This window comes from Actinoallomurus sp. NPDC052308 (assembly GCF_040679195.1).
GTDB lineage: Bacteria > Actinomycetota > Actinomycetes > Streptosporangiales > Streptosporangiaceae > Actinoallomurus > Actinoallomurus liliacearum.
In genome coordinates, this window is sequence record NZ_JBFAUM010000001.1 from 997,688 (window position 1) to 1,020,951 (window position 23,264).

The 23,264-nt window shown below is 69.1% G+C and carries 18 protein-coding genes, 1 tRNA gene and 1 CRISPR repeat array; of the genes, 17 read left to right on the forward strand and 2 right to left on the reverse strand.

The genetic code is table 11. The features are described from left to right. Positions 1 to 29: 29 nt before the first annotated feature. The 9 genes from AB0L00_RS05035 (at position 30) to AB0L00_RS05075 (ending at position 8,639) form a co-directional block, all read left to right on the forward strand. Positions 30 to 359: a WhiB family transcriptional regulator gene (locus tag AB0L00_RS05035; RefSeq protein ID WP_364428482.1), complete on the forward strand. Its 330-nt coding sequence runs from the start codon at positions 30 to 32 to the stop codon at positions 357 to 359. Next, positions 356 to 832 carry a hypothetical protein gene (locus tag AB0L00_RS05040; protein ID WP_364428485.1) on the forward strand — a complete coding sequence of 159 codons (477 nt, stop codon included), beginning with the start codon at positions 356 to 358 and terminating at the stop codon, positions 830 to 832. The genes AB0L00_RS05035 and AB0L00_RS05040 overlap by 4 nt, the downstream gene beginning before the upstream one ends. Beyond that, on the forward strand, positions 819 to 1,883 hold the full coding sequence (locus AB0L00_RS05045) for a DUF2637 domain-containing protein (RefSeq protein ID WP_364428488.1): 1,065 nt from the start codon (positions 819 to 821) through the stop codon (positions 1,881 to 1,883). Before AB0L00_RS05040 ends, AB0L00_RS05045 begins: the two co-directional genes overlap by 14 nt. Further along, positions 1,880 to 4,015: a cell division protein FtsK gene (locus tag AB0L00_RS05050; protein ID WP_364428491.1), complete on the forward strand. Its 2,136-nt coding sequence runs from the start codon at positions 1,880 to 1,882 to the stop codon at positions 4,013 to 4,015. Before AB0L00_RS05045 ends, AB0L00_RS05050 begins: the two co-directional genes overlap by 4 nt. A gap of 143 nt (positions 4,016 to 4,158) precedes the next feature. Next, entirely contained in the window at positions 4,159 to 4,449 is a 291-nt protein-coding gene (locus tag AB0L00_RS05055; protein ID WP_364428494.1) for a hypothetical protein, read from the forward strand. Positions 4,450 to 4,540: 91 nt separating this feature from the next. Continuing rightward, the gene (locus tag AB0L00_RS05060; protein ID WP_364428497.1) at positions 4,541 to 4,813 is read left to right on the forward strand and encodes a hypothetical protein; all 273 of its coding nucleotides are present in this window, start codon (positions 4,541 to 4,543) and stop codon (positions 4,811 to 4,813) included. Next, on the forward strand, positions 4,810 to 6,795 hold the full coding sequence (locus tag AB0L00_RS05065) for a DUF3987 domain-containing protein (RefSeq protein WP_364428500.1): 1,986 nt from the start codon (positions 4,810 to 4,812) through the stop codon (positions 6,793 to 6,795). The genes AB0L00_RS05060 and AB0L00_RS05065 overlap by 4 nt, the downstream gene beginning before the upstream one ends. A 228-nt stretch (positions 6,796 to 7,023) precedes the next feature. Continuing rightward, positions 7,024 to 7,206, forward strand: coding sequence for a helix-turn-helix domain-containing protein (locus tag AB0L00_RS05070; RefSeq protein WP_364428503.1), 183 nt, complete (start codon positions 7,024 to 7,026; stop codon positions 7,204 to 7,206). Then, positions 7,203 to 8,639 (forward strand): tyrosine-type recombinase/integrase, encoded by a 1,437-nt coding sequence (locus tag AB0L00_RS05075; protein ID WP_364428506.1) that lies wholly within the window; start codon positions 7,203 to 7,205, stop codon positions 8,637 to 8,639. The genes AB0L00_RS05070 and AB0L00_RS05075 overlap by 4 nt, the downstream gene beginning before the upstream one ends. 852 nt (positions 8,640 to 9,491) lie before the next feature. On the opposite strand, the gene AB0L00_RS05080 is transcribed toward AB0L00_RS05075, so the two are convergent. After that, complete coding sequence (locus AB0L00_RS05080) at positions 9,492 to 9,788, reverse strand: hypothetical protein (RefSeq protein WP_364428509.1); 297 nt, start codon at positions 9,786 to 9,788, stop codon at positions 9,492 to 9,494. A gap of 405 nt (positions 9,789 to 10,193) precedes the next feature. Between AB0L00_RS05080 and cas3 the strand changes: the two genes are divergently transcribed. Genes cas3 through cas7c form a run of 4 tightly spaced genes read left to right on the forward strand, consistent with a single transcriptional unit; the run spans position 10,194 to position 15,744 of the window. Next, on the forward strand, positions 10,194 to 12,371 hold the full coding sequence (cas3, locus tag AB0L00_RS05085) for a CRISPR-associated helicase Cas3' (protein ID WP_364428512.1): 2,178 nt from the start codon (positions 10,194 to 10,196) through the stop codon (positions 12,369 to 12,371). Next, a complete protein-coding gene (gene cas5c / locus AB0L00_RS05090; protein ID WP_364428515.1) occupies positions 12,368 to 13,057 on the forward strand; it encodes a type I-C CRISPR-associated protein Cas5c in 690 nt (229 codons plus the stop codon). Before cas3 ends, cas5c begins: the two co-directional genes overlap by 4 nt. A gap of 4 nt (positions 13,058 to 13,061) precedes the next feature. Continuing rightward, positions 13,062 to 14,819 (forward strand): type I-C CRISPR-associated protein Cas8c/Csd1, encoded by a 1,758-nt coding sequence (gene cas8c / locus AB0L00_RS05095; RefSeq protein WP_364428518.1) that lies wholly within the window; start codon positions 13,062 to 13,064, stop codon positions 14,817 to 14,819. Positions 14,820 to 14,847: 28 nt separating this feature from the next. Continuing rightward, complete coding sequence (gene cas7c, locus AB0L00_RS05100) at positions 14,848 to 15,744, forward strand: type I-C CRISPR-associated protein Cas7/Csd2 (protein ID WP_364428521.1); 897 nt, start codon at positions 14,848 to 14,850, stop codon at positions 15,742 to 15,744. 2,010 nt (positions 15,745 to 17,754) lie between these two features. Beyond that, a CRISPR array of direct repeats spans positions 17,755 to 18,533; the repeat unit is 22 nt; unit sequence CGGGGTCGGTGAGGATCGCAAC. A gap of 255 nt (positions 18,534 to 18,788) precedes the next feature. On the opposite strand, the gene AB0L00_RS05105 is transcribed toward cas7c, so the two are convergent. Then, positions 18,789 to 18,860 (reverse strand) — tRNA-Arg (locus tag AB0L00_RS05105). A 212-nt stretch (positions 18,861 to 19,072) separates the two neighbouring features. Here AB0L00_RS05105 and AB0L00_RS05110 point away from each other — a divergent pair. The 4 genes from AB0L00_RS05110 (at position 19,073) to AB0L00_RS05125 (ending at position 23,012) form a co-directional block, all read left to right on the forward strand. Next, positions 19,073 to 19,450, forward strand: coding sequence for a response regulator (locus AB0L00_RS05110; protein WP_364429011.1), 378 nt, complete (start codon positions 19,073 to 19,075; stop codon positions 19,448 to 19,450). A gap of 109 nt (positions 19,451 to 19,559) precedes the next feature. Continuing rightward, on the forward strand, positions 19,560 to 20,291 hold the full coding sequence (locus tag AB0L00_RS05115; protein WP_364428524.1) for a DALR anticodon-binding domain-containing protein: 732 nt from the start codon (positions 19,560 to 19,562) through the stop codon (positions 20,289 to 20,291). A gap of 22 nt (positions 20,292 to 20,313) precedes the next feature. Continuing rightward, positions 20,314 to 21,693 (forward strand): diaminopimelate decarboxylase, encoded by a 1,380-nt coding sequence (gene lysA, locus AB0L00_RS05120; RefSeq protein ID WP_364428527.1) that lies wholly within the window; start codon positions 20,314 to 20,316, stop codon positions 21,691 to 21,693. Between the two features lie 32 nt (positions 21,694 to 21,725). Continuing rightward, complete coding sequence (locus AB0L00_RS05125) at positions 21,726 to 23,012, forward strand: homoserine dehydrogenase (protein WP_364429014.1); 1,287 nt, start codon at positions 21,726 to 21,728, stop codon at positions 23,010 to 23,012. The last annotated feature ends 252 nt before the right edge of the window (positions 23,013 to 23,264 follow it).

A 23,264-nucleotide genomic window follows, 5' to 3' on the forward strand; every position in this document is an offset into this window, starting at 1 on the left:
CGATCACGGCTCAAACGACTGGAGACCACGTGAACGTCCATCCCAGCAAGCTGGCGACGCCCGACTTGCGAGACGAATGCCTCGACGGGGCCGAGTGCCTATTCGACCCCGAGCTCCACGACGGGCCCAACCCGATCAACCGGATCGAGCACCCCGACGCCCGCACCGCCCGCGAGGACGTGGCCAAGGACGTCTGCGCCACCTGCCCGGTGCAGCTCGCGTGCCTGGAGTACGCGATCCGCACCAAGCCCGCCCGCGGCATCTGGGCGGGAGCCACCGCCGAAGAGATCGCCGAGTTGGCCGCATTCCGTCGGCAGCGCGAGCAGGGCGCCGGCGACGTCCGCCAGGAGGTGGCGTGAGCATGCGACGCACCTCCGACGAACTGGCCGCGCTTCTGCGCATCGGCGCGCAGGGTGACCGGCCGACTGAGGCCGCCGTCGAGCTGCTGATCGGCCACGGTGTGTGGCTCCGGCGCTCGGACTTCGTGGACGCCTGCGCGACCGTCGAGTCCGGCCGCGCCGGGTCTGCGGCGTTTGTCGACTGGCCCGCCGCCGTCTGCGCGCTCGACGCCGGAGAGCTGCCGTGCTCGTCGAGCGAGGCCTCCGTCCTGCGGATCGCCGCCGGCCTCGGTGGCGTCCCGGTCGATCTGCGCGCACGGCTCTGCGGTCTCGACGCGAGCAACATCCTGCTCGTCGCCGACGCGGTTCTGCACGCGAACGGCACTCCAGGGCGAGCACTCGCCCGCCTGCTTGGTGCGCAGTCACCACGTACGACGCCGCGCGGGCCCGCCCGACCGACAACGCAAGCGGAGGCGCACCGTGACCACGGCTGACACCCGCCTCACCGCAGGGGCCCCACGCCTGGTGCCCGTACAGGACTCGGTGGGTTTCGGCACCGAGCCGCGTACCCGGCCGCTCACCGAGAACGAGCAGACCGCGGTCGTCGTGGTCGGCGGCCTGGTCGCCGCCCTCGGGCTGATCGGTTTCGCCAACAGCTTCGCCCGCGTCAAGGCCGCCGCCTCCGACTCGTTCGGATGGTTCGCGTTCACGGTGCCGATAGGTATCGACCTGGGCATCGCCGTGTTCTCCGCGCTGGACATCGTGCTCGCGCGGCTGGACATGCGGATCCGGTGGCTTCGACTGATCCCCTGGTCCCTCACCGGCGCGACGGTCTACCTCAACGTCGCCGACGAGCGGTCGATGTTCGGGGTCGTCGCCCACGCGATACTGCCTGCGCTGTGGGTCGCCGCCGTGGAGGTGGCCGCACACGTCGTCCGGGCCCGCGCCGGACTGGCCGCCGGTACGCGGATGGATTCGGTCCGCCTGTCACGGTGGCTGCTCGCCCCTGCACCGACCGTCCGGCTGTGGCGCCGGATGGTGCTGTGGGAGATCCGCTCCTACCCGGCCGCGCTCGTCCGGGAGCGAGACCGCATCCTCGCCCTCACCGACCTCAAAGACACCTATGGGCCGATCGCCTGGCGGTGGAGGGCACCGCGCCGTACGAAAGCCCTCTACAAGCTGGGCGAGCTGGCCCCGGCCGCCGACCTTCCCGACCTGCCCGCCGCGCCGGTACGAGCGGACGGCTCCGCGGACGGCGAGCCCGCATCGTCCACGACGGATCGCCGGACGAGCGCGCCAACCAGGCGGCGACGGTCCGACCGCCGGATGCCACGGACCAAGCGCCGGACCGTCCCGAACGTTGACGACCTCATGGCGACCGGACGGCGCATCGCCGCCGAGGCGGGCGAGCGCGGCGAGGTCCTGACCCGCGACACCCTCGCCGCCGCACTCCGCCAGGCCGGCCAGACCGCCGGAAACAACCGCGTCGGCGCACTGCTGGCCCGCCTGAAGACCGACACCACCGAAGGAGGTGACGCCCAATGAGCGACGTCAACGGCATGGGAGAGCTGATCGACTTCCCCGGTGCCTGCACACCGGCCACACGACATGAGGCCGCCGAAGACACCCGTCGGCGCACCAGCGAGGACGAGGGCACGACGCGCGTACGCGTCGACAGCCCGGACGGTCCCGAACCCGGCAAATTCGCCACCGCCCTCAAGACCCGGACGGTGCAGCGTCGTCCGGTGATCGCACCGTGGCTGCGCGACCGCGCCGAGTTCACCGACGCCGTCCGGTGGACGGCCGGGCACATCGGCCACACCGCCGCCTACCACGGTGCCCGCATCCCGGTGTACGGCGCGCGCCTGACCTTCCGGTCCCCGCGCGGTGCCGTACGCCTCGTCACGGCGGTGAGCCGGTGGGCCTCGGACGCCGAGGGGATGCCGCTACGGCTCGACGCCGTGGCCAAGAACGATCCCGAGACGTACCTGAAGCTGATGCGGATGCGCGACGCCCGCGTCGTCTACCGCCGCATCGTGGTGGCCGGTGCCCTCGTCGCCGCGCTCATCACCGCGTCGACGCTGTTCGCTGCGCCCGGCCTGGCCCAACTGCTCGCCCTCGGCATGATCGTGTCCGCGCTCGGCTGGTACGGCTCACCGGCCGACAAACCGTTGATCGACGTCGCGGTGATCGTCCCGCGCGTCCAGAAGCTCACGTCCGAGGTCGTCATCCGGGCACTGGCCTCCCTCGGCATCGGGGAGATCAATAAGGCCATCGCCAAGGGAGGGGAGGGCATCACCTTCCCCGCGCCGATCACCCGCGACGGCCCCGGCTGGCGCGCCGACGTCGAGTTGCCGTACGGCGTGACCGTGTCCGACATCATGGACCGCCGCGAAAAGCTCGCCTCCGGCCTGCGCCGGCCACTGGGCTGCGTGTGGCCCGAGAGCGTGCCGAACGAGCACCCCGGCCGGATGGCGTTGTGGGTCGGTGACCGCGACATGTCCCAGGTCAAGCCCGCCGCCTGGCCGCTGGCCAAGACCGGCAAGGTCAGCCTGTTCGAGGCGTTCGCGTTCGGCACCGACCCGCGCGGCCGCCAGGTCGCCCTCACGCTCATGTATGCCAACGCTCTCATCGGCGCGATGCCCGGCATGGGCAAGACGTTCGCGCTGCGCATCCTCGCTCTGGCCGCAGCCCTCGACCCGCTCGCGCAGATGCGTGTGTTCGAGCTCAAGGGAACCGGTGACCTGTCGGCGTGCGAGAAGGTCGCCCACCACTACGCCTCCGGCCAGGACGACGAGACCTTCGCCCGCTGCGTCGAGTCGCTGGGCGAGGTCGCCAAGGACCTGGAACGGCGTGCCAAGACCATCCGCGAGCTGCCCAAGGACATCTGCCCGGAGAACAAGGTCACACCCGAACTGGCCGCCAAGCGTTCGCTGCGGCTGTTCCCGCTGGTGTTCATCATCGACGAGTGCCAGAACCTGTTCGCTCACCCGCGGTTCGGCAAGGAGGCCGGCGAGCTGTGCACGACCATCATCAAGCTCGGCCGTGCCCTGGGCGTCATCCTGCTGCTGGCCACCCAGCGGCCCGATAAGGACTCCCTACCGACCGCGATCAGCGCGAACGTCGGGATCCGACTGTGCCTGCGGGTCATGGGCCAGGTCGAGAACGACATGATCCTCGGAACCTCGATGTACAAGAAGGGCATCCAGGCCACCACCTTCGCCAAGAAGGACAAGGGCATCGGATGGCTCGTCGGCGACGAGGACGACCCGCAGATCGTCCGGTCCTACTACGTCGACAACCCCGGCGCCGACGCCATCTGCGAGCGCGCCCGCGCCCTGCGCAAGGCCGCCGGAACCCTGTCCGGCTACGCCGCCGGCGAGGACACCGACGTCGCCGACACGAAGATCTCCCTCGTCGCCGACATCCTGTCCGTGACCAGCGCCGACGAGGAAAAGGTCTGGTCCGAGACCGTCATCGCCCGCCTCGCCCAGCTGCGGCCCGAGCTGTACGGCGGATGGACACCGACCGGCCTCGCCGACGCCCTCAAGCCATACGGCATCCCGACCGGCCAGGTTTGGGGACAGGACGAAAACGGCAAGCGCGCGAACCGTCGCGGGATCACCCGAGCCGACGTCATCGCCGCCGCCGAAGCCGCGCAAGCCCGCCGCCGGTGACCGCGCGCCGAGTCGCTAGGTCTAGCGCCTCACCCCGCTAGACCTAGCGGCCCCGCTAGCACCCGATCCACCGCCTGACCAGCGATCAAGCGCCTAGCGCCCCTACCTGCAGCAACCCACGGAAACGCGCCTGGAGGCCACCCGTGACACCTGTGATCGCCGCCGCTAGCAGCCACAGCGGAGGCAGCGGAGCCATCGTCATCGCTGCCGTCTTCGCCGTCGTCGTCTACCTCATCAGCTGCGCGATCTGGCCGTTCCGGTCGTGCCGTAACTGCGGCGGCCTCGGCCGGTTCCACTCACCGTCCGGCCGCGCCTGGCGGCACTGCCACGCCTGCAAGGGAACCGGCGGCAAGATCCGCACCGGCCGGCGCATCTGGACCTACCTCGCCCGCACCCACGACCGCGCCAACCGGAGCCGCCGCGACCGGCTCTAGAGACGCGAAAGCGGTCCGGCGCACAGCCACCAAGCACGACGCCGGACCGCAGCCCCCAACCGATCACGTAACCGAAGGAGGCATCTCCATCATGAAGCACTCGGCTCCGTCCGGCCAGCCGGTAGCCCGACGCCGCACCGCCCGGCTACTCCCCGAGGACGGCATCCTCGACCCGATCGCGATCGACCTGGCCGCACGAGGCATACGCCCGGTGGCACTCACCCCGACCGAACGCCGCCTCGCCGCAGCCCGCATCCTCGCCGCCGGAGGCACCGCCACCACGCTCGCCCGCCGCCTGCGCACGTCCCACACGACGGCCCGCGCCCTGATCAACGAGATCACCCACCCGTCGGAGGCGGCATGAGTACCGCCCGCACGCTGCGGGTCCTCGACGGCGACCAGGCCGACGCCGACCTGTCCCGCGTCCAGCCGCACAACATCCAGGCCGAACAGGTCGTGCTCGGCGCGGTGATGCTCGCACCGCCCGTGCTGGCCGAGGTCCGCGAGATCCTCGACGGCAGCGAGTTCTACCGGCCCGCCCACGCCCGGATCTGGGAGGCCATCACCGGCCTGGCCGATGGCGGCGAGCCGTTCCACGCCATCCCGGTCGCAGGCGCCCTCGGCCGCGACCTGGTCAAGGTCGGCGGCGGCCCGTACCTGCACACCCTCGTCAGCGCCGTACCGACCGCCGCCACCGCCGGCTACTACGCCCACCTCGTACGCGACCTGGCCTACGCCCGGCGCGTGATCGACACCGGCACCCGGCTCATCCAACTCGGCTACGACGCGCCCGCCGACGGCACCATCACCGAACTCCGCGGAGCCGTCAGCGCCGAACTCGCCGCGATCACGGCTGCCGACGTACGAGGGTGGCCCGAACCCACACCACTGACCGCCACCGTCACTGCGCTGCCGACCTTCCCGCTGTGGACCCTGCCGGACTGGCTGGGGGAGTACGCCGCATCGCTCGCCGAGGTCACCCAGACACCCGCCGACCTCGCCGGATGCCTCGCCTTGGCCGTGCTGGCCGTTGCGGCAGGTGGCAAGGTCTGGATCCAGGCCCCGGCCTGGAAGGAACCGGCGAACCTGTTCGTCGTCGTCGTTCTGCCGCCCGGCAACCGCAAGTCCGAGGTCTACCGGGCGATGTGCGCACCTATTAAGGCCGCTGAGAAAGCATTGATCACCGAAGCGGAGCCGATGATCGCCGAGGCGGTCATCACCCGGCGGGTCGCCGAAGCACAAGCCGAACAGGCCGCCAAGACCGCTGAGAACGCCAGCAGCCTCGACCCGACACAGCGCGCGCTTGTGCTCATGGAGGCCACCGAGGCCAAACTCGCCCTCGACGCCGCGACCGTGCCCGCACGCCCGCGGCTGTTCTCCGACGACGCCACGGTGGAAGTCCTCACCTCCCTGCTGTGCGAGCAGGGCGGCCGGATGGCGGTCCTGTCACCCGAGGGAGAGATCTTCTCCATCGCGGCCGGCCGCTACTCCGGCGCGCCCAACTTCGCAGTCCTGAAGAAAGGCCACGCCGGCGAAGAGCTGCGGGTCGACCGCGTCGGCCGCGCGTCCGAACACGTCGACGCCGCCACCGTCACCCTCGGCATCTGCACCCAGCCCGGCGTCCTGGCCGCCCTCGGCGACACCCCGCAATTCCGCGATCAGGGATTGCTCGGCCGACTGCTGTACGCGGTACCGGACTCGCTGCTCGGCCACCGCAAGAACCGGCCCGCCCCCATGCCCACCGACCAGGAAGCGAGCTACCAGACCACCATGAAGACCCTCATCCTGTCACTCGCACGCCTGCCCGAACCGGCCACACTCACCTTCACCGACGAGGCACACGAAGCCATCACCCAACTGCTCGCCGACACCGAACCCCGCTTCCGCGCCGACGGGGACCTGGCCCACATGACCGACTGGGGCGGCAAGTTCGTCGGAGCCGTCGTCCGCATCGCCGGCCTCCTCCACCTCGCCAAGCATCTACGCGACGGCTGGAACCGCCCGATCGACGCCGCGACGTTCGCCGACGCCCGCGACATCGGCGACTACTTCACCGCACACGCCAAATCCGCCTACGACGCCATCGGAGCCGACCCGGCCACCGCCGACGCCAAAGCCCTCCTGGACTGGACCCGCCACACCACCACCACACGCTTCGCCGCCCGTGACGCCCAACCCGCACTCCGCTCCCGGTTCAAAAAGATCACCGACATGGACCCGGCCCTGCGCGTCCTGGAAACCCACGGCTGGATCCGCCGCCTTCCACCACCACCGCGCACCGGTCGCGGACGCCCGCCCGCGCCCCTGTACGAGGTCCACCCCGCCGCACTGGAGGACGCCCGATGAGTGCGACAAGGCGTTGCCTCCGCCACACGACTCGATCACTCCGGTCCGCTGGCGGGCGTAAGCGAAAAGCAGCAGAACAACTTCTGCTGATTTCTGCTTACGCGCTACCTCTCCCACGTGCGCCAACAGGGCGTCTGCAGCTCCACAGCCACCACGGTCACCGGCGGCACAGCCACCAAGCACGGCGCCGGTGACGCGATACCAACCGATCACAGCAGGAGACACCTCATGGGGAAGCTGCTAACGATCTCCGAAGTCCTCGCCGAGATCGACGTCCCGCGCGCCACCTTCTACCGCTGGCGGCAGCTTGGGAAGGGGCCGCGTTCGATCAAACTCCCGAACGGCGGCATACGGATTCGCCGCGTCGAACTGGACCGCTGGCTCGCCGACCTCGAGGAGGTCGAAGCGTGACCGCCGTCCAGGAATCGCCCGCACCTCGTCGGCGCGGAACGCCAGGCAGCAAGGGCACCACTCGGGATGTCCGGCGACCATGGAAGATCGGCAAGGCGAAGAGCAAGACCAAGCCGCACATGGTGCGGTGGGTTGTCGCCGGTGAGGTGTTCACCAGCACGTTCGCGACGTTCGCGCTTGCCGACGGCTTCCGCTCCGAACTGATCCAGGCGATGGGCCGGGGCGAGGAGTTCGACGTCGCGACGGGACTGCCGCAGTCAATGCTCAAGATCAAGAAGGCGAACAGCTTCTTCGCCTTCTGCAAGGCCTACGTCGCCGTTCGCTGGGAGGGAGCTGCCGCGAAGACCCGCGAATCCATCACGGACAGCCTCGCGATGGCCATGCTCGTGATGGTCGAAGGCGGGCCAGAGCGCCCTACCGACACGGCTCTCCGGCACGCATTCCTGTGGGCCGTGCACCCGGCGAACGCTCAGGCGGACCCGCCGCGAAAGCTTGAGCCTGCAGTGCGCTGGCTCAGCCGCCGATCCTTGGCGCTCAGTTCGATCACCGACCCTGCGATCGTGCGACGGGTCTTCCACCGGCTCACGCTCACCATGGAAGGGCGGAGGGCTGCTGGCGATACGTTCCGACGCCGCCGACGCGGCCTGAACACCGCCCTCGAATACGCCGTCGAGCTGGAGGAGATCCCAGACAACCCGCTCAAGCGACTCAAGGCCAAGCGGACGGCCACCGCAGATCGTGTCGACCCGCGCGTGGTCATCACCCATGCCCAGGCACGCGAGCTACTGACGGCCGTCTCGTACGTCGGGTCATGGAACCGAGCCCGTGGGCGCAGGCTGGAGGCGTTCTTCGCAGTCCTGTACTACGCCGGACTCCGACCGGCCGAGGCCGTTGCCCTCTGTGAGAGCGACTGCGAGCTCCCCGAGAAGGGATGGGGGAGGCTCATCCTCGCCAAGACGCTGCCGGTTACCACCAAGAAGTGGACCGACAGCGGCAACCGGCACGACCCTCGGGGACTCAAGCAGCGCGACGCCAACGCGGTGCGCAACGTGCCCATCCCGCCGTGGCTGGTGGAAATCCTCAGAGCGCACATCAAGGAGTTCGGCGTTGCCGACGACGGCCGTCTGTTCCAGAACGAGCGCGGTGGCATCGTCGGATCCACGACGTTCTCCCGCGTCTGGGAGGAAGCGAGGAAGCTCGCATTCACGCCCGCCCAGGTCGACTCCCCCCTCGCGGGGCGACCGTACGACCTACGCCATGCTGCACTCACGACATGGCTGAACGCAGGCGTCAATCCCGCTGAGGTGGCCAACAGAGCAGGTAACTCCGTTGAGGTACTCCTCAAGCGATACGCGGGTTGTCTCGACAACCAGGAAATGGCAGTGAACCGACGGATACAACGAGCCCTGCGCGAAGGCGCTCCGGTCCCTTAGGAGGGTGACCCGCAGCCTGATGACGGCGATCGTGGCAGCCTCTGATGCTTGACAGCTGCGGCGGCAACGTCACACTGCCAGGATTCCTGCCGAACAGTGGCGAGCAGCACCGGCCCCCCGGGGTCGGTGAGGATCGCAACGCGAGCAAGGAGATGGCAGGCTACCAATGGAAGATCACGGGCAGCACCGGCCCCCCGGGGGGCGGTGAGGATCGCAACCTGGTAGTTCTCGCGCTGGCCGGCCAGCGCCTTGTCGGCAGCACCGGCCCTCCGGGGTCGGTGAGGATCGCAACACTGCCTGGGCCGGAAGCAACGTTGTCTATGGCTGCCGCAGCACAGGCCCCCGGGGTCGGTGAGGATCGCAACTTCTGTACGGCTCTCGCACGTTGGAGTTGGAACAATCAAGCAGCACCGGCCCCTCGGGGTCGGTGAGGATCGCAACATGTAGATCAGCACCAACACGGCACCAGTCACCCCGACGCAGCACCGGCCTTCCCCGGGGTCGGTGGGGATCGCAACGGGCCCTTCACGGCCAACACGCTCGTCCCGGTCACTGGCAGCACCGGCCCCCGGGGGTCGGTGAGAATCGCAGCGTGCCGGTCGTGATCGTCTGGACCGTGAGCGCGGACGGCAGCACCGACCCCTCGGGTCGGTGAGGATCGCAAAGGGCCATTACTGGTTAGCGATGGTGCCCCGGGATGCCCCAGCAGCGCCGACCCCGAGGGGAATTCGGTCAGCGGTGGCCTCGGCCGTGCGGTCCACGCAGGCGGTTCCGAGTTGGTTGCGGACGAGTCACAATGCAGTCCCAGCAGTTCAAAGAATGATCGGGACGGCCGAGCCGACTGCGGTTAGCTCACCCGGCAGGCCCGCTTTCGTCCGAATGGTGTCTGTCGAGGAGGTAGGCAGCGAGGTCAGCTGAGTTGATACTGCCGGCTTTCACCGCCTCGTAGGCCACCAGATCTTTGGCGTTGGCGCGCTCTGCAATCGCTGAGTCGCGCCGATGCTGGAGCATCAACTCGCCGATTACATAGATAATCACGGCCATGACTGGGCATGCCGCTGCCGCCCATGAATGACCTGCGGCGGCCAGGGTTGCTGCCAGAACCCCTAACCCGCCGATCCCAGTGCGGACTTTTTTCAGCTCAGACATTGGTCCCGCAGCGTCGGAGCGGGTGCCGCTTGAGGCTGACTTTCTAGCAGGGAGCTATCGCCATCGCGCCGTACCGGGCTCACGGAGATGAACGCTAGCGCAAGTCGGGACATGGACGGAGCTGAGTATGCCCACTCCGTTGAACGAAGTGCTAGCCTCGCCAGCAGCGACGAGGAACCGTCGAGGATCGAAATGTTCAGCGAAGCGGGCTTTAGCACAGAAACGCCCGAATGTCGCGATGGAGGCCGACTCGTCGGCCTTCATCGCCGTTCTAGCTCGATATCAGCTGAACAACGGTTCTGTGCGGAGAAGCTGGATGCCTGCGGAGAGCCTGTCTCTGGTTTTGTCAGACCCCTCCGTTACCGTTCGCATGCTGAGAGTCCCGATGGAGGAGGTGAGGTTTCGGTGTCTGTCTACGCTCACAGCGCCAACGGGGATGGCCAGTGGCATGGGCTGCCGGAGCATCTGCGTCGTACGGCCGCCCTCGCGCGAGGGTTCGCGGAGGTGTTCGGGGCGGGAGAGTTAGCGGCGTATCTGGGGCTGGTGCACGACGTCGGGAAGGCGGCATGCGGGTGGCAGGCAGCCCTGCTTCGCGCCGAGAAGGATGAGCCGATCGGGATCGATCACAAGCTCGCGGGGACCTGGCTGGCGCATGAGCAGGGTCTTGGCCCGCTGGCGGCCGCAGTCTTCGGGCATCACGGTGGGCTGCCCTCGCGTGCGACCTTGAAGGCCGCGTTAATGGCGGTCGAAGCCAGCGAGTGGGAGCGGGTGACCGAAGCGGTCACCCGGGCAGCGGAGCTGGTCCCGGAAATCCACCCCGGGATTCGACCTTCGCTGCCGGACTGGGTGGCGGGGCGGCCGGATGCGTTCGCGGCGGAGTTGCTGTTGCGCCTGGTGTTCAGTGCGCTGGTCGATGCGGACTTCCTCGACACCGAGCAGCATTTCAACGGCGGTGAACTGCGGCGTTCGGTCTCGCCCGTAGGGGTGCTCGCCGACGCCTTCGAGCGGTCCCGAGCACAGCTGCTGACGGCGGCTGAACCGTCGCCAGTGGATGCGATCCGGGAACAGGTATATGAGCAGGCAGTCGCCGCGGCGGTGGCACGGCCGGGGATGTTCCGGTTGCCGGCGCCGACGGGTTCGGGCAAGACGATCGCGGCGGGTGGGTTCGCCGTGCATCACGCCCGCCGGTATGGCCTTGGTCGAGTCGTGGTGGCGGTGCCGTTCTTGTCGATCACTCAGCAGAACGCGCAGGTGTATCGGCAGCTGTTCGGCGAGGACCATGTTCTGGAGCACCACAGTGGCGTGAATCTGGACGGAGGCAGGCGCGCCAGCCGGTGGCAGCGGCTGGCGGCGGAGAACTGGGACGCGCCGTTCGTGGTGACCACAACAGTGCAATTGTTCGAGTCGTTGTTCAGCAACCGGCCCTCCGCGATGCGGAAGCTACATCGGCTGGCCGGGTCGGTGATCGTGCTGGATGAGGTCCAGGCGCTGCCGGACCGGTTGTTGTTGCCGATCTTGTCGGTGCTGCGGCATCTGACCGAATACTTCGGCACCACTGTGCTGCTGGCCTCGGCCACTCAGCCGGCGTTCTTCGAGCTCAGCCCCTTCCGTGAACTGCAAATTCACGACGTGATCGCCCGGCCGGAGCACCTGTACGGGCAGCTGCGCCGGGCGCGGTATGAGTGGTGGCTTCGACCAAAGCCGACGCTACGGCAGGTCGCCGAGCGTGCGGGCCGGGAACGTCAGGTGCTGGTGATCGCCAACACCACCAAAGACGCCGCCGATCTGCACCGCCACCTTTCCGAGTGCTGGACCGGTGAGGGGCCGGTCCTGCACCTGTCGACGCGGATGGCCGCCGCGCACCGCAACGCGGTCCTGGAACAGATCCGAGAACGACTGGCGGTCGGTGAGCCGGTGGCGGTGGTGTCCACCCAACTGGTCGAGGCCGGGGTCGATCTGGACTTCCCGATTGTGATCCGGGCATGGGCCTCCGCCGATGCGCTGCAGCAGGCGGCCGGGCGAGCCAACCGCAACGGCCTGCTGCCGTACGGCCGTGTGATCGTGTTCGATCCGGCCGACGGCGACCCGGGAGCATGGGCGGTGTACGGGGCGGCACTGACGGCGACCCGACGGCACTTCGGTCCGGGCCGGGCGTTCCCTGACGACCCGGGCGCGCTGGCGTTGTATTACAAAGAGCGGTTCGAACTGAAGGGCGTCGAGGACGCCAGCGTCGGCACGACCATCCAGCAGCTGCGCCGGGACCTGGACTTCCCCGAGGTCGCACGGCTGTTCAAGATGATCGATGAACGGACCGTCCCCGTCATCACCCGCTACGCCACCGGGGACGCCGCCCGCGAGTGCGACTCGCTGCTGCGGCTCCTGCGATCGCCCAAACCCGCCCCCGCCTGGGTGTTCCGCAAGCTGCAGCCCCACCTGGCCGCGATCCCGCGCAGCGCGGTGGCCGACGGCAGCCCGCACCCAGTCCGCCAACTGGTCGGTGATCTGTATGAGTGGCGCGGCGCTTACCACCCACAGCGTGGCATCGAACTCACGCCCCCCAAGGATCAGGAGAACAGCCTGTGAGCAGAACCGAACATCCCTGGTACCGGCATGGCCCGGTCGTCGTCGAGGTCGCCGGCCCGTACGCGTGTTTCACCCGGCCAGAGCTGAAGACCGAACGGTTCAGCTATGAGGTCATGACCCCCTCGGCCGCCAAGGGCGTGCTGGAGGCCATCTACTGGAAGCCAGAGTTCGACTACATCATCACCCAGATCGACGTCCTGGCCCCGATCCGCTGGACCTCCATCCGCCGCAACGAGGTCGGCTCGATGCTCACCGTCGACTGGATCCGCAAGGCCATGACCGACCCGAGCTTGCGCTACGACGTGGAGAACGACCGAGACCAGCGCAACACCGTCTTCCTGCGCGACGTCGCCTACCGCATCCACGCGCAGATCCGGCTCCGCTCCCACGCCAAGGACCCCGAAGCCAAATACCGTCACCAGCTGCGCCGCCGCGTAGATCGGGGCCGGTGCTTCTCCCAGCCGTTCCTAGGCACCCGGGAATGCTCGGCCTCCTTCGGGCCAGCCACCGACCGCGACACGATCACCGATGACAAAGACCTGGGCGTGATGCTGCACAGCATCCACTACAGCCCGGCCGGGGAGACGTACCGCTGGTTCCATGCCGAACTTAAGCACGGCGTGATGGGCGTGCCACCGCACGGCGCTGAACTCCCCACCGCCGGCCCCGCCGCCGCGAGGAGGTGACCGCATGCTGCTGAAGAAACTGATCGAACACGGGCAGGGTCGCGTCGACCTGCCACCGCCGTACTACCGCAAACGCGCCATCCGCTGGGTCATCCACCTCGACACCACCGAGCCATCCCGGCCGGTCGAGCTGGGCTCGCTGGCCGATGCCGGCAACCCTGCGGGCCGCGTGCTGGCCACCCCCTACATTTACCGGTCCGGGCGCACCCCGCCCCCGATGCTGCTGGTCGACACCCTCGAATACGTCCTGGGGATGCTCAAAGACGACAGCGACAAAGCCGAACGCGACGCCGAACAACGCAACGACCAGTACGTGGCCCTCATCCACGGCTGGCGCGACAGCGCCCCCACCGACCCGGCCGCCCAAGCGGTATGCACGTTCTTCGACGCCGAGCGACACCTGCAGATCACAATCCCGGAGGAAGCCAAGCCGTCGGACACGGTCGCGATCCGCGTCGACAGCGCGTGGGCGCACCTGCAGCCCTCAGCCCAGGCGTTCTGGGCACAGGTCGTCGGCCAGCGCAAAAGCACCACCACTTCAGGCGGGGCGGGAGTGTGCCTGGTGTGCGGGCAGGTCGGGTCGCTGCTGACCACGATTCCCGAACCGATCAAAGCTGGCGCCATCCCGGCCGCGTCCGGGCGGGGTCGTGATGCGCAGCTGATCTCTATCAACAAGCCCGCCCAAGGCCGGGGCGGTGCCATCCAGTTGGCCAACACCCCGGTGTGCGCCGACTGCGGGAGCCAGGTCATGGCTGCCCTCAACGCCCTGCTCACCGACCGGGCCCACCACCACCGCAACACCGACAGCGCCCTGGTGTGGTGGCTCCGCGACCCCGCCGAGCCCGACTGGCTGCAGTCGGTGTTCACGCCCCAGCTCGCCGACGTCAAAGAACTCATCCGCGCAGCCCATCGCCCTTACGGCGACCGTGCTCTCGCGGCCACAGACGAGAACGCCTTCTACGCCGTCACGCTCGGGGCGAACCAGAGCCGGGTCGTGGTCCGGGACTGGATCGAGGTCCCCATCCCCACTCTCAAAGCCAACCTCGGGACCTGGTTCACCGACCACCAGGTCATTGACCCCTGGAACGACGACGGCCCGCAACCGGTGCCGCTGCGGCGGCTGGTGCAGGCCGCCGGGCGCTGGGACAAACGACGCAACCAATACATCACCGGCACCGCCCCGCACGCGACCGAACGCGTCCTGCTGCTGGCCGCCATCCGCGCCACCCCACCGCCGACCAGCCTGCTGCCCAACCTGCTGCAGCGCATCCGCGCCGACCACCGCATCGACCCGCCCCGCATCGCGTTGCTGCGGCTGATCCTCAACCGCCCACCCCACCGCCGTCGCAACCAGGAGCCGCTCATGCCCGAACTCAACATCGACGCCGACGACCCCGCCTACCTGTGGGGCCGCACCTTCGCCGTCTTCGAAGCCATCCAGCGCAAAGCCCTGCCCGAGGTCAACACCACCATCGCCGACCGCTACTTCAGCGTCGCGATGACACAACCGCTGGCCACCTTCCGAAGCCTGCGCGTCAACGCTAAGGCCCATCTGCGCAAGCTCCAACGCAGCCAACTCACGAGGGGCGCCGGCTACGCCCTGGACAGCAGGCTCATCGACCTGGTCGCCCGCCTGAAAGAAGAACCCCCTGCGCATCTGGACATGCGCGGCCAAGCCCGCTTCATCCTCGGCTACGACCACCAACGCGCCACCGACATTGCCGCCGCCCGCGCTGCCAAAGGCGCGACGGCCGACGCCTGACCCCGCCCACCCCTGAGGAAGGATCACGATGGCCACCACCGCTGCACACCTGGACTCCACCCGCAAACACGACTTCGTGTTCATCTACGACGTCCGCGACGGCAACCCCAACGGCGACCCCGACGCCGGCGGCATGCCCCGCGTCGATCCCGAAACCATGCAAGGCCTTGTCACCGACGTCGCTATCAAACGCAAGATCCGCAACACCGTCGCCCTCCTCGGCGAAGGCCAACCCGGCTACGACATCTACGTCGAAGCCGGCGTCTCCCTCAACGCCCAACACGAACGCGCCTACGCCGCCCGCGGCCTGACCCCCGGCAAACCCGGAGCCGCCACCGAAGCCCAAAAATGGATGTGCGAAACCTTCTTCGACGTCCGCATGTTCGGCGCCGTCATGACCACCGGACGCGACCAAGGGGAAAAGGGCAAGAAATTCTCCTGTGGACGTGTCCAAGGCCCCATCCAGCTCACCTTCTCCCGCACCGTCGAGCCGATTTTCGCCCAGGAACACGGCATCACCCGCGTCACCCAAACCCGCCAAGCCGACATCGACAAGGGCGAGTCAACCGAAATGGGCACCAAACACGCCGTCCCCTACGGACTGTACGTCGGCTACGGCCACTACAGCGCCCCCCTCGCCCGCCGTACCGGCGTCACCGCTGACGACCTGGCCATCTTCTGGCGCGCCACTACCCTCATGTTCGAACATGACCGCGCCTCCTCTCGTGGCGAAATGGCTCTCCGTCGCCTATATGTGTTCACCCACGCCGACGCATACGGCTCCGCCCCAGCCCATCAGCTCTTCGACCACATCCAAATCGCGCCCACTAAGAAGAGCCCAGCTCGAGTGTTCACCGACTACACAATCACCGTCAACGAAGGCGATCTGCCGGGCGAGGTCGCTCTCACCAGAATCGTGGAATAACGGAGACGAATTGACGAACAGTCCTCGGAGCGAGGCACGTAACTTCTTAACTGAATTAAGACTCAACGAAACCGTAACGTCGACGGCGTTTATACGATGGGCAAGCTAACCAGCAGCACCGCCCTCCGTGGTCGGTGAGGGATCGCAACAGTGCGGCCCAGCCCTGGCCGCCATGCAGGTCCTTGGCGCAGCACCGGCCCTCGGGTCTGTGAGGATCGCAACACCGGCACCCCGATCGCGAACACCCTCGCCGAGGCGCAGCACCGGCCCTCCGGGGTCGGTGAGGATCGCAACATCCGCGGCGAGGATTGCCCTGTCGGGCCGATCGCCGGCGCAGCACCGGCCCTCCGGGGTCGGCGGGGATCGCAACGTCGCCTTCGACGAGACCGCTACCGGCGACGATGAGGGCAGCACCGGCCCCTCGGGGTTGGTGCGGATCGCAACGTGAAGGCCATCGAGGGCGCGTCGTATACCTCGGGGAAGGCAGCACCGAACCTCTGGGGCCGGAGAGGATCGCAATGCCCAGGAAGACGCCCGCCTCGATCAGGGTCTGCGGGCAGCACCGGTCCTCCGGGGTCAGTGAGGATCGCAACATCGCGGCCGGGGAACTGGGCCTAATCCTGGCGGCCCGTGCAGCACCGGCGGAACCGGTGAGGATCGCAACGACTGGTATGTGCTCGCTGCGGTGTATGAGGCGACGAGACAGCACCGGCCCTCCCGGGTTCGGTGAGGATCGCAACTCAATCTGCGGTGCCGGTTCGGGGTCTCACTACCTTGCAGCACCGGCCCTCGGGGGTCGGTGAGGATCGCAACACGCCCTCGGTCTCTGCGATCGTTCGGTACACGGTGGCAGCATCGGCCCTTTGCGGTCGGTGAGGATCGCAACAGCAGAGAGACGTCCGTGTGCTCCGTGTAGAGCTCAGAAGCACCGGCCCTCCGGGGTCGGCGAGGATCGCAACGTCACCCACACGCCCTACGACGTCCTGGCCGTCTGGGCGCAGCACCGGCCGTCCGAGGTCGGTGAGGATCGCAACCCCGGCCCGAGGTGATGCAGCACCGGCCCTCCGGAATCGGTGAGGATCGCAACCTAAACGAGGACCCTCACTGGGGTACCTCCGCAGGTGCAGCACCGGCCCTCCAGGGTCGGTGAGGATCGCAACACCCCGCTCGGCGGCGACGTGTGGCGTGTGTACGGCGTGCAGCACCGGCCCTCCGGGGTCAGTGAGAATCGTAACCGCCATCTATCTCGCCTCCAGACGCCCGAGTCTGCGGGCAGCACCGGCCCTCCGGGGCCGGTGAGGATCGCAACACCGCGGCCCGCTACCCGGCGTCGGTCGTGGAGATCGGCAGCACCGGCCCCCCGGGGTCGGTGAGGATCGCAACCCGACTCGCGGCAGACGGATCGTCTGCTGACCCGACGGGCAGCACCAGCCCCCGGGGTCGGTGAGGATCGCAACGGGTCGGTCTGCAAGGCCAAAGGTGGCGCGGCGTCCGCAGCATCGGCCTCTGGGGATCGGTGAGGATCGCAACGAGTGATCGATTGACCATCACACGGACACATGCGGCGCAGTACCGGTCCCTCGGGGGCGGTGAGGATCGCAACCGCAGATACATGGCGCAATCGCGGACCCAGGTCTCCTAGCAGCGTCGACCCTCCGGGGTCGGTGAGGATCGCAACAGGACGCCGGGATCCGAAAGGGCGTGAAGGAGACGAGCAGCACCGGCTCTCTGGGCCCGGTGAGGGTCGCAACACCGGCAAGGTTCCGGGTGCAACCGAAGCCGCCGAGCGCAGCACCGCCCCCCCGGGGGGTGGTGAGGATCGCAACCAGCAGATCAACGAGCGCGGGAAGTTCCCCGGGCCGGGCAGCACCGGGGCTCCGAGGCCGGTGAGGATCGCAACGTCATCGACAAAGTCATTAATCATGGGATTCTCTGGGGCAGCACTGGCCTCCGGCTTGGTGAGGATCGCAACGTCCGGTTGATCGGGTATGCGTGGGGCGAGGGACCCGTGCAGCATTGGCCCGCGCGGGGTCGGTGAGGATGGGGCAACTCCAGTGGAACCTACGTACGCCGGGTGCGCGAGTGACTGGGCAGCACCGGCCCTCTGGGGTCAGTGAGGATCGCAACGGCGTGGTCATCGGCAACATTACGGACAAGCTTCTGGCAGCACTGGCCCTCGGGGTCGGTGAGGATCGCAACTCGACCGGTGCCGGAGCCGCTGAGGTCCGGGCGAAGCAGCACCGGCCCCCCGGGGTCGGTGAGGATCGCAACCCACGTGGTCAGCCCGAGGAGGCGCTGGGCCCGTGCGGCAGCACCGGCCCCCCGGGGTCGGTGAGGATCGCAACATGCGATAGGAACGGGCCATGAGACGCGTTGCCCTCGGCAGCACCGGCCCTCCGGGGTCGGTGAGGATCGCAACCAGTGCTTGACGAGGTCCTGCGCGGCCGGAGACAGCTTGCAGCACCGGCCCCTCGGGGTCGGTGAGGATCGCAACTCGTACTGGGCCGGGCCGAAGGGCGCCAACGGCGTGGGGCAGCACCGGCCCCCCGGGGTCGGTGAGGATCGCAACGTTGGTCAGTCAACCGTTGACAACGGGCGGCAGAAGTGGCAGCACCGGCCCCCGGGGTCGGTGAGGATCGCAACTTTGGGTTGAAGGCTCTAAGAAGTGCTCGCTTGAGGCAGCACCAGCCCCCCCGGGGTCGGTGAGGATCGCAACCTCCGGCAGGGACTCATCGTCGGCCGCGAAGACGGCGTAGCACCGCCCCCCGGGGTCGGTGAGGATCCCGACGTCCACGGAGGACCCGCGCGTAGCGTCTACACCACACCAAGGGTTCGGCGTTCCGCTGGCTGGCAGCGTCCTCTCCGGCGTGACGCGCGGGGGATTGCCTTCGGAGGAGCGTCGGGAACGCGAGAAGCTCTCTCGCAGGTCTCTCGTGAACAGTGCCGAACAGCGAGAACGGGCCGGACTCAGTGAGACTGGAGTCCGGCCCGTTCTTCGTGCGTCTGTCCAGGTCAGCCGCTAGATCGCGCTGACTGCTGGAAGGCGCCCCCTGCTGGATTCGAACCAGCGCACCCGGCTCCGGAGGCCGGTGCTCTATCCCCTGAGCTAAGGGGGCTCGGGACGGATAGAGACTACCAGCTCACCGACCACACTCGAACACGTTTTGCCGCCGCGCCGCTCGATCGGGACCGGATGAGCTGGGCGAACGTCGCTCTCCCGAGCGCGGGAAAAGATCGTCGAGCCCGCGGATCCGCGGGTGTGTGGCATGAGTGTGGCCGTTATCCGCGTGTCCGGGCCGGGGAAGGCGTTAGCTTGGCGGTCGTGACCCTGGGACGTGTACTGGTCGTCGACGATGACGAGGTGATCAGGCAGCTGATCGCCGTGAACCTCCAGCTGGAGGGTTTCGAGGTGCTGACCGCCGTGGACGGGCAGGACTGCCTCGACCGGGTGCGGGACATCGCGCCGGACGTGATCACCCTTGACGTCATGATGCCCCGGCTCGACGGCTGGGTGACGGCCGTCAAGCTGCGCGACGACCCCCTGACGCGGGACATCAAGGTCGTCATGATCACCGCACGGGCCCAGGAGCACGACATCCGCCGCGGGCACGAGATCGGCGTGGACGCCTACGTGACCAAGCCGTTCGACCCCGCCGAGCTGATCCGTACGGTCCGCGAGCTGGCCGGCGCGGGCCCGGTGGCCTGACCAGGGGAGCGGCGAGATCACTGCTGCCGGCGGCATCGGCCGGAGGATTTCGCGTGCCGACGGCCCGTGACGGCCGAATGTCCACATGCTGGTCGGTTAGTCTCATCGAGTGACCCTGGCCGAGTTGAACGCCGCCGTCGTGGCCGCCGTCCGTGGGGCGGTCGACGAGGGTGAGTTCGCCGTGCCCGTGCCCGACCGCGTTCCCGCCACGGTCACCGCGAGCGGTGAGTACGCGACGCCGCTTCCGCTGCGGCTCGCGCGCGCCGCCGGGCGGCCCGCCACGGAGATCGCGGGCCTGCTCGCCGCCCGGCTCGGCCGGATGCCCGGGGTGGGCGACGTACGGGTGACGGGGCCGGGTTTCCTGTCGATCGGCGTCAGCGCCTCGCTGATCGCGCGCATCGACGAGACGTACGGCGTCGTGGCGGTGCCGCGGGCGACCTGGCCGGAGCGCCCGCTGACCTTCGAGAATCCGGGCTTCGTGGTCCGCTTCGCGTACGCGCGGGCGGCCGCCGTGCGCCGGCAGGCCGCCGAGCTGGGCGTCCGCGCCGCCGAGGGCCCGCTGACCGACCCGCGGGAGGCACGGCTGCTCGCGCTGCTCGCGGAGTTCCCGAGCCGGGCCGAGCAGGCGGCGCGGACGGACGACCCGCGGCCGTTCACCCGGCAGTTGGAGCTCATCGCCGACGCGTACCACGACGTTCACGAATGGTGTTCGCCCCTGCCCAAGGGCGACGAGCCCATCACCGGTCACCATCGCGCACGCCTTAGCCTGGCTGAAGCGGCGTACGTCGTCCTGGGCAACGCCCTCCGCATGCTCGGCGAGACCCCGAACGATCGTCTTTGAGCCCCTACAGAAAGAGCAGTCGATGAGTCGAGTTCACCCGGCCGGTCCTCGGCACGCGGACGTGCTGCCCGAGGACCACCCCCTGCCTCCGCCGAGCGACCTGAACGCGCTCGTTCCCAGCGTGTGGCCGCGCGGCGCCCGCCGTGAGGACGGGGTGCTGACGGTGGGCGGCGTGGACGTCCGTGATCTCGCCACGGAGTTCGGCACGCCGCTGTACGTCTACGACGAGGAGGACTTCCGGTCCCGCTGCCGGGAGTTCGCGGCGGCCTTCAGCGACGGCGACGTCTACTACGCCGGCAAGGCCTTCCTGTGCGTCGAGGTCGCCCGGTGGGTGCGGGACGAGGGGCTGGGGCTCGACGTCTGCAGCGGCGGAGAGCTCGCGATCGCGCTCCGGGCGGAGTTCCCGCCGGAGCGGATCACGTTCCACGGCAACAACAAGTCGACGGCCGAGCTGACGCGGGCGCTGGAGGTCGGCGTCGGCCACATCGTCGTCGACTCGTACGAGGAGATCGCCCGCCTGGGGCACCTCGCCCGTGAGCTGGGCGTCCGGCCCAAGGTCCTGGTCCGGGTGACGACGGGCGTCGAGGCGCACACGCACGAGTTCATCGCCACCGCGCACGACGACCAGAAGTTCGGCTTCGCCCGCGAGACGGCGCAGGAGGCCGCCCGCCGGGTCATCGGCATCAAGGAGCTCGAGCTCGTCGGCCTGCACTCCCACATCGGCTCGCAGATCTTCGACACCGACGGCTTCGAGCTGGCCGCCCGGCGCGTCGTGGAGCTGCTGGTCGCCATCCGCGACGAGCACGGCGTCGAACTGCCCGAGCTGGACCTCGGCGGCGGGTACGGCATCGCCTACCTCGAGGGCGACGACCCGCTCGATCCAAAGCACATCGCCGACAACCTGCGGGGCATCGTCACGCGCGCCTGCGAGGAGAAGGGCCTGCCGATCCCACGGCTGACCGTCGAACCCGGTCGTACGATCTCCGGGCCCGGCGGCGTCACGCTGTACGAGGTCGGCACGGTCAAGCCCCTGGAGGGGCTGCGCACCTATGTCTCCGTCGACGGCGGCATGAGCGACAACATCCGCACCGCTCTGTACGGCGCCGAGTACACCGCCGCGCTGGCCTCCCGGCGCTCGGACGCCGATCCGATGCTGAGCCGCATGGTCGGTAAGCACTGCGAGAGCGGCGACATGGTGGTCCGCGACCTGTGGCTGCCGTCCGACCTCGCCCCCGGCGACCTGGTCGCGGTCGCGGCGACGGGGGCGTACTGCCGCTCGCTGGCCAACAACTACAACCACGTGCCCAAGCCGGCGGTCGTCGCCGTACGCGACGGCCGGGCGCGGCTGATCCTGCGCCGCGAGACCGAGGACGATCTGCTGCGCCTGGAGGTGTCGCCGTGAGCTCCGTCCAGCCCCTGAGACCACCGCTGAAGATCGCGCTGCTCGGCTGCGGCGTCGTCGGCACCGAGGTCGTGCGCCTCCTGCACGAGCAGGCGGACGACCTCGCCGCGCGGGTCGGCGCGCCGCTGGAGCTGGTCGGCATCGCGGTGCGCCGCAAGGACAAGCGGCGCGAGGGCGTGCCGCCGGAGCTGCTGACCACGGACGCGACCGGGCTGGTGACCCGCCCGGACGTCGACATCGTGATCGAGGTGATCGGCGGCATCGAGCCCGCGCGCGGCCTCCTGCTGGACGCGATGAAGTCCGGAAAGTCGGTCGTCACGGCCAACAAGGCGCTGCTCGCCGAGGACGGCGCGACGCTCTTCGGCGCGGCCCGGGAGCACGGCGTCGACCTCTACTACGAGGCGTCCGTGGCGGGCGCGATCCCGCTGCTGCGCCCGCTGCGCGAGTCGCTGGTCGGCGACCACGTGCACCGGGTGATGGGGATCGTCAACGGCACGACCAACTACATCCTCGACAAGATGGACACCTCCGGGGCCGGTTTCACCGAGGCGCTGGAGCAGGCGCAGGCCCTCGGGTACGCCGAGGCCGACCCGACCGCCGACGTCGAGGGGTTCGACGCGGCGGCCAAGGCCGCGATCCTCGCCCAGCTCGCGTTCCACACCCGGGTCACGGCCGCGGACGTGCACCGGGAGGGCATCGCGGACGTCACCTCCGCCGACATGGCGAGCGCCCGGGCGATGGGCTGTGTCGTGAAGCTCCTGGCGATCTGCCAGCGGGTGCCGTCGGAGGACGGCCGGAACGGCCGCGGCGTGTCCGTCCGCGTGCACCCGGTGATGATCCCGCGCACGCACCCGCTGGCGAACGTCCGCGAGGCGTACAACGCGGTGTTCGTCGAGGCGCAGTCCGCCGGTTCGCTGATGTTCTACGGCGCGGGCGCCGGCGGGGCGCCGACCGCCAGCGCGGTGCTCGGCGACCTCGTCGCGGTGGCCCGCAACCGGGTGCACGGCACCCGCGGGCCCGCCGAGTCCACGTACGCCGACCTGCCCGTGCTGCCGATGGCGGACACGGTCACGCGCTACCACGTCTCCCTGGACGTGGCGGACCGGTCCGGCGTGCTGGCCCGCGTGGCGGACGTCTTCGCGGACCACGGCGTGTCGATCCAGGCCGTACGCCAGGAGGGCCACGGCGAGGAGGCGCAGCTCGTCATCGTCACCCACCGGGCCCCCGACGGCGCGCTCTCGGCCACCGTCGAGCACCTCCGCGACCAGGAGATCGTCCGCGAGGTCGCCAGCGTCATGCGCGTCGAAGGCGACGAGTAGAGACGACCGGAAGGGCGAGCGAGCGGCTGGTGCGCGGGCGAACGGCCCGCTGAGGCGAGGCCGGGCCACTAGCATTCGGGGCGATGGCCGCCTCTGCCGCACCAGCCGCCGAACCCGCCGAGCCGGGCCGCTCCGCCGCCCGGCGTGACGGAGCGCTCGGCACGGCGCTGCTGCCGGTGTCGGCGTTCCGGCTCGCGGTGCGGTACTTCGTGCCGCTGGCGATGTGGTTCAGCGCCGGGACGATCATCCGCT

Bases quoted from the DNA above. Each gene is read 5' to 3' on its own strand.
- cas8c (WP_364428518.1), top strand. From the start codon at position 13,062: ATGCTGCTGAAGAAACTGATCGAACACGGGCAGGGTCGCGTCGACCTG.
- AB0L00_RS05070 (WP_364428503.1), top strand. From the start codon at position 7,024: ATGGGGAAGCTGCTAACGATCTCCGAAGTCCTCGCCGAGATCGACGTC.
- AB0L00_RS05050 (WP_364428491.1), top strand. From the start codon at position 1,880: ATGAGCGACGTCAACGGCATGGGAGAGCTGATCGACTTCCCCGGTGCC.
- AB0L00_RS05060 (WP_364428497.1), top strand. From the start codon at position 4,541: ATGAAGCACTCGGCTCCGTCCGGCCAGCCGGTAGCCCGACGCCGCACC.
- cas7c (WP_364428521.1), top strand. From the start codon at position 14,848: ATGGCCACCACCGCTGCACACCTGGACTCCACCCGCAAACACGACTTC.
- lysA (WP_364428527.1), top strand. From the start codon at position 20,314: ATGAGTCGAGTTCACCCGGCCGGTCCTCGGCACGCGGACGTGCTGCCC.
- AB0L00_RS05080 (WP_364428509.1), bottom strand. From the start codon at position 9,788: ATGTCTGAGCTGAAAAAAGTCCGCACTGGGATCGGCGGGTTAGGGGTT.
- AB0L00_RS05065 (WP_364428500.1), top strand. From the start codon at position 4,810: ATGAGTACCGCCCGCACGCTGCGGGTCCTCGACGGCGACCAGGCCGAC.